This window comes from Streptomyces sp. 6N223 (assembly GCF_052246635.1).
In the GTDB taxonomy this organism is placed as follows: domain Bacteria; phylum Actinomycetota; class Actinomycetes; order Streptomycetales; family Streptomycetaceae; genus Streptomyces.
The window spans coordinates 104,619-111,035 of sequence record NZ_JBQQCA010000020.1 but is presented as its reverse complement, the minus strand read 5'-3'; the positions used below and the strand labels follow the sequence as shown (position 1 = coordinate 111,035).

General features: G+C 72.8%; 2 protein-coding genes. Both read right to left on the bottom strand.

Annotated features, from left to right (window positions below; genetic code table 11):
• Positions 1-125: 125 nt before the first annotated feature.
• Positions 126-2,696 carry an aminopeptidase N gene (gene pepN, locus ACTWQH_RS15170; RefSeq protein WP_443287046.1) on the bottom strand — a complete coding sequence of 857 codons (2,571 nt, stop codon included), beginning with the start codon at positions 2,694-2,696 and terminating at the stop codon, positions 126-128.
• A gap of 184 nt (positions 2,697-2,880) precedes the next feature.
• Entirely contained in the window at positions 2,881-6,222 is a 3,342-nt protein-coding gene (locus ACTWQH_RS15165; RefSeq protein ID WP_443287045.1) for a S8 family serine peptidase, read from the bottom strand.
• Between the last annotated feature and the right edge of the window lie 195 nt (positions 6,223-6,417).

Sequence of the window (6,417 nt, the reverse complement as noted above, 5' to 3'; positions counted from 1 at the left end):
CGCCCGCCCTGTCGGGGGCTCCGCCCCCAGACCCCAGCCACCCCCCACCCCGGCCCCCACCCCGGGCTGGGCGCAGTCGTCAGCCACCCTCCACCCGCCCCGGAGGGGCGGGTGGAGGGGTGACCTTACGCGGCCGCGTCCGCGGCCTGCGCGTTCAGCGCGCGCTCGATCCCCGCCCGCGACTCCGTCACCAGGCGGCGGAGGGCCGGCGTGGGCTCCGCCTCGTGCAGCCACTCGTCCGTCGCCTCCAGCGTCGCCCGCGAGACCTGGACCGCCGGGTAGAGCCCGACCGCGATCTGCTGCGCCATCTCGTGGCTGCGCGACTCCCACACGCCCTTCAGCGCCGCGAAGAACTTCTCCGTGTACGGCGCCAGCAGCTCCCGCTGGTCGGTCTGGACGAAGCCGGAGATGACCGCCTCCTGCACGGCGTTGGGCAGCTCCTCGCCCTTCGCCGCCTCCACCACCTGGGCCCAGGCCGCCGCCTTCGCCTCCGGCGTGGGACGGGCCGCCCGGGCCGAGGCCGCGTGGCGTTCGCCCGCCGCCGTGGCGTCGCGCTCCAGCTCCGCCGCGATCGCCTTCTCCTCCGCCCGGCCCGTGGCGGCCAGCCGGTGCAGCAGCGCCCAGCGCAGCTCCGTGTCGACCACGAGACCCTCGATCGTCTCCGTGCCCTCCAGCAGCCCGGCCAGCAGGTCGAGCTGCTCCTCGGTGCGGGCGGTGGCGGCGAAGGCCCGCGCCCAGGCGAGCTGGTGGTCGCTGCCGGGGGCGGCCGACCGCAGGTGGTCGACGGTCGCCGCCGACCACCGGGCCAGGCCGGTCCCGCGCCACGCCGGGTCGGCGTACAGGTCGAGCGCCAGCTTCACCTGCCGGTGCAGCGTCTGCACCACGCCGATGTCGCTCTCCCGGCCGATGCCCGCCAGCACCAGCGACAGGTAGTCGCGGGTGGCCATCTCGCCGTCGCGGGTCATGTCCCACGCCGAGGCCCAGCACAGGGCGCGCGGCAGCGACTCGGTGAAGCCGCCCAGGTGCTCGGTCACCACGGCGAGCGAGGCCGGGTCGAGCCGCACCTTGGCGTACGACAGGTCGTCGTCGTTGAGCAGGACCAGCGCCGGGCGGGGGCGGCCGGCGAGCTGCGGCACCTCGGTCAGCTCGCCGTCCACGTCCAGCTCGATCCGCTCGGTGCGGGTCAGGGCGCCGCCGTCCAGCTCGTACAGGCCGACGGCGACGCGGTGCGGGCGCAGCACGGGCTCGCCCGTCGCGCCGGCCGGCAGCGCCGGGGCCTCCTGGCGGATGGCGAAGGAGGTGATGGTGCCGTCGGCGCCCTCGGCGATCTCGGGGCGCAGCACGTTGATCCCGGCGGTCTCCAGCCAGGCCCGCGACCACGCCTTAAGGTCGCGCCCGCTGGTCTCCTCCAGCGCCGTGAGCAGGTCAGTCAGGCGCGTGTTGCCCCAGGCGTGGCGCTTGAAGTACGCCTGCACGCCCCGGAAGAACTCGTCCGTGCCGACGTACGCCACGAGCTGCTTCAGCACGCTGGCGCCCTTGGCGTAGGTGATGCCGTCGAAGTTGACCAGCACGTCGTCGAGGTCGCGGATCTCCGCCATGATCGGGTGCGTGGAGGGCAGCTGGTCCTGCCGGTACGCCCAGGTCTTCATCTGGTTGGCGAAGCTGGTCCAGGCGTGCGGCCAGCGGCTGCCGGGGGCGTGGGCCTGGCAGGCGATGGAGGTGTAGGTGGCGAACGACTCGTTCAGCCACAGGTCGTTCCACCACTCCATGGTGACCAGGTCGCCGAACCACATGTGGGCGAGCTCGTGCAGGATGGTCTCCGCCCGCATCTCGTACGCCGCGTCGGTCACCTTCGACCGGAAGACGTACTGGTCGCGGATGGTGACCGCGCCGGCGTTCTCCATCGCCCCGGCGTTGAACTCGGGCACGAAGAGCTGGTCGTACTTGGCGAACGGGTACGGGAAGTCGAACGTCGACTGGAACCAGTCGAAGCCCTGCCGGGTGACGGCGAAGAGCGCCTCGGCGTCCAGGTGCTCGGCGAGCGAGGGGCGGCAGTAGATGCCCAGCGGCACGCTGCGGTCCTCGCCCTCCCAGGTGCTGTGCACCGCGTGGTACGGGCCCGCGATCAGCGCCGTGACGTACGTCGACAGGCGCGGCGTCGGCTCGAAGCGCCACACGGCGTCCCGCGGCTCGGGGGTGGGGGAGTTGGAGATCACCGTCCAGCCCTCGGGGGCGGTCACGGTGAACTGGAAGGTGGCCTTCAGGTCCGGCTGCTCGAAGCAGGCGAAGACGCGCCGCGCGTCGGGCACCTCGAACTGCGTGTACAGATACGCCTGCTGGTCCACGGGGTCGACGAAGCGGTGCAGGCCCTCGCCGGTGTTGGTGTACGCGCAGTCGGCGACCACCCGCAGCTCGTTGGGCCCCTCGGCGAGGGCGGGCAGCGCGATCCGCGAGTCCGCGAAGACCTCCGCCGGGGACAGCGCCTCGCCGTTGAGCACCACCTCGCTCACCTCGGGGGCGATCAGGTCGATGAAGCTCGCGCCCGCCTCGCGGGCGGTGAAGCGTACGGTGGTCGCGGAGCGGAAGGTGCCGCCCTGCTGGGCCCCGGAGAGGTCCAGCGCGATCTCGTAGGCGTCGACGCTGAGCAGCCGTGCCCGCTGCCGCGCCTCTTCCCGGGTCAGATTCGTGCCAGGCACCAGATGGACTCCGTTTCGTCTGCTCGTCGTGCTCGTCGTGCTCGTCGTGCTCGGTCCTGCTCGTCGTGCGCCGCGTGGGACACCGTGCCGCCATCCTCGCACGCGACGCGGACAGCGAGCGGCCGGTCACCGGGTTCCCGGTGACCGGCCGCCGATGTCAGGAGCGCGGTCCTGCTGCGCGGTCCTAGGGAGCGACCTGCTCGATGACGATGCCGCCGCTGCCGGTCGAGGTGCCCGCGCCGTTCAGCAGCCGCACCTCGCCGGTGAGCTCGCGGCCCTCCGGCACCGTCCCGGCCACCGTGACCTGCGCGCCGACCTCGGTGCTCTCGCCCGGCTGGAGCGAGATGGCCCGCTCCTCCACCGCCACCGAGCCCAGGTCCGGGCTGAGATAGACGTCCCGGTAGTCGTACTCGGTGCTCCCGGACGGCACCTCGTAGCCGTCCACCTCGATGGTGTACGTGCCCCCCTGCGGCTCGGCGAGGGTGACGGCCTCCTCCGCGGTGGAGGTGGTGGAGGAGCCCACGAGCTCGGCGTCCTCACCCTCGCCCCGGTAGACGTACAGGTCGATGTCGGCCCCCGGGTCGGCGGCGTTGCCGAGCGTGACGCTGAACTCCGACACGCCCTCGGGCACCTCGACCGTCCGGGTGCTGGTGCCGCCGTCGTCGATCGACAGCCGCTCGCTCAGCGCCGAGCCGAGCTCGCCGGACGCCAGCTGGCCGTTCTCGATCGGGGCGTAGCCGTTGGTGACCTCCCACGAGACCGGGACCGGCGTGCCGGTCTGTGCCTCGTCGATGGTGACCGTCTCCGGCTCGAAGGTGGTGCCGAGCGCGGTCGGCGTGACCGTGTAGGGGTTGTCGAGCTGCGGCGAGGTGCGCCGCGCCTCCACCTCGATCTCCCACACGCCCGGCAGCGGGTCGGCGTACGACCGCAGGTCGGGGCGGCAGGTGTTGTCCGGGTTGTAGTGCGGGTAGCAGAGGTTGCTCGCGGTGTCCTCGGCCGGGACGCCGTAGGGGTTGATCGCGATGAAGCGGGTCTGGCTCTCGGGGTCCAGGCCGCCCATCGCCACCTCCAGTGTCCTGGCGCCCTCCGGGACGCGGACGTAGTAGGAGGTGGAGTCGTTGCGCTGCACCGCGTCCGCGTAGCTGCGCGAGAACGCCGGGTCGGCGAGGTCCTCGGCCACGACGACGGCGGCCATGACCTGGTGGTCCAGGCCGGTGGTGCGCGGATCGTCCAGGGCGAGGATGGCGCTGTGGGCGCCCAGCGAGCGCGGCTTGGCCTCGACCGTGACCGTCACCGGCTCGTTCAGGGGCAGCGACAGCCAGCCGCCGGCGGCGCTCCCGGTGAGGCGGAAGGTCCGCTCGTCGTTGTTGACCAGCTCCACGCTGTGGCCCACCGGCCGGCTGGGCCCGGTGGTGCGGGTGACGGTCACCTCGTAACGCTCGGAGGAGCCGACGGACGGGGCGGACTCCCGGTCGTAGATGCCGGGGCCGGAGCCGGGTGTCTCCAGCTCGCCGGCCAGCACGTGGTCGACGGGGGCGGAGACGGTGTAGCCGTGCGCGGCCGTGCCGCCCCGGGTGAGCTGCCGCCAGGCGCCCGCGGTGTCGAACAGCCCGGAGCCCTGCTCGTGGGCCTGCACGCCGCGCACGGCGTCGGCCGTGGTCGTCAGCGCGCTGCGCAGGGCGGCCGGGGAGGCGTCGATGCCGCGCTGTTCGGCGGCGGACAGCAGCAGCGCGGCGGCGCCGGCGGCCTGCGGCGAGGACATCGAGGTGCCGTTGAACATGCCGTAGCCGGGCGGCAGGTCGTACCCGGCCTCCGGGAGCCCGCTGCCGGGCTGCCAGGTCGGGATGGAGCTGACCGCGGAGCCGGGGGCGACCAGGGTCGGCTTGAAGCCGCCGTCGTCGCGCGGGCCGGTGGAGGAGAACGGCAGCATGGCGTAACGCCGCTCGACCGCCGAGCCGTAGTTGGCCGCCCAGGTCTCGCGGGAGATGGCGGCGCCGACGCTGATGACCTTGTCGGCGGTGGAGGGGGCGCCGACGGTGTTGGTGCCCGGGCCGTCGTTGCCCGCCGAGATGAACAGCTGTACGCCGTGGGTGTCGATCAGCTCGTTGTAGAGCAGCTCGCGGGCGCTCTGGCCGTCGTTGAGGGGCGGCAGACCGCCGATCGACATGTTGACCACGTCGACGCCCCGGTTGGCGACCAGGTCGATCATGCCCTCGGTGAGGGCGACGGAGCTGCAGCTCGGGAACGCGCAGGCGCGGGAGGAGACCACCTTGGCGCCGGGCGCGGCCCCGGACATCTCGCCGCCGAAGAGGCCGTTGGCGGCGGTGATGCCGGCCACGTGGGTGCCGTGGGCGTCGGAGACGATGCCGATGTTGACGAAGTCGCGGACCTGGCCGACCCAGTCGCCGCCCAGCGGGTCCATGGGGACGTCCTCGCGGATCTCGATCACGAAGGGCATGGCCTCGGCGATCGCCGTGGACGGGTCGTCGGTCCCGAAGGAGCCGATGTCGTGGCCCTCGGCGTACGGCGCCATGGGGTCGTTGTTGGTGAAGTCGGCGTCGCCGTCGCTGTCGACGCGGACGGTGCCCGCCTCGGCGTCGTACAGCAGCGCCCAGCTGTCGGCGGTGTCGCCGTCGCGGTTGACGTCGCCGGCCATCTCGCCGCCGGAGGTGACGGACTCGCGGAAGACGTTGATCAGGTGGTCCCCGGCCGGGGCGGTGTACTGGCGGCCGTTGAACTGGAAGGAGGTCCCCGAGACCTGGGTGTTCATCGCGCGCCAGGTGCCGTCGCCGTCGACGATCGGGTCGGTCGCGGTCACCCAGTCGGTGATCTTCCGCTCGCCGGTCGTGGTCTCCTGCAACGCCGGGTGGGCGATGTCCACGCCGGTGTCGATGACGCCGATGGTGATGCCGCGGCCGTCGTAGCGGGGGTGGTCCTCGGTGAACTCGGCGGCGCCCGTGTCCTCGACCGGCATGTACGGGTTGACCCGCGGGGTGTCGGCGCCGGGCCCGGGATACGCCTCGGAGGTGGTGGCCGCGTCCCCGGCGGCCGAGGCGGGAACCGCGTCGGGGACGGTGAACTCCTCCTTGAGGTCTATGGCGTGGACGGAGTCCAGTCCGGCGGCCTCGGCTATGGCGGCGTCGGCGTGCCCGGTGCGGACGGTGGCCCGGATGTAGCCGACGGATTCCTCGGAATAGCCGACGGAGGCGCCGTCGAGGGAGTCGACGCGGTCGGCGACGGCCTCGGTCTCGCCCGGCTCGGCCGCGATCATCATCGTCACGTAGGGCTCGTGACGGGCGCGGGCCTCGGCGAGGAGGGAGGCGTCGTACGCGCCGAACTTCTCGTTGTCCGCCAGCGGTTCGCCGGTGGTGGCGGCGCCGGCGGTCTCCGAGGCGCTGGCGAGGACGGATCCGGCGGCGATCAGTCCCGGGGTCACGGCCAGCGTGGCCACCAGGCCCGCCGCGAGCGCGGTGCGGGACCTCGGCCGGGACGAGGGCGGGGTGGTGGTCTGTCGTCTCTGTGGCATGAGCATCCTTGGTCGCCTGGGGGGCGTGGTCGGCGGCATGCGGGGATCCCGGATCAGGATGACCGGCCATCTTACGGAAATGATCAATTCCTGTGGGGTGTTGGCGGAAAGTTGTCGCGTTCAGCTCAGTAACGATTTCGTTAATCGGTCGATATGTCGTCGGCGTCCCGGCCGGAGCTCCGGAGCTCCGGCGCT